The organism is Flavobacterium sp. GNP008, from assembly GCF_056428965.1.
Window position 1 is genome coordinate 1 of record NZ_JBWJVL010000075.1, and the last position, 223, is coordinate 223.

General features: G+C 56.5%; 1 pseudogene. It reads left to right on the top strand.

Annotation, left to right across the window (positions count from 1 at the left end):
- Positions 1 to 223, top strand: a pseudogene (locus AC0608_RS13945) (tyrosine--tRNA ligase); the annotation flags it as partial.

Sequence of the window (223 nt, forward strand, 5' to 3'; positions counted from 1 at the left end):
GAACGCGATGATTTCGACAAGCGTTACTCCACCAATCAGCCTATTGCCATTCATGAGTTCCTTTACCCGTTGGTTCAAGGGTATGACTCGGTAGCGTTGCGCGCGGATGTTGAGCTGGGGGGTACCGATCAGAAGTTCAACCTGCTGATGGGGCGCGAGTTGCAGCGCGCGTATGGGCAGGAGGCTCAGTGCATTCTGACCATGCCGTTGCTGGAGGGGTTGG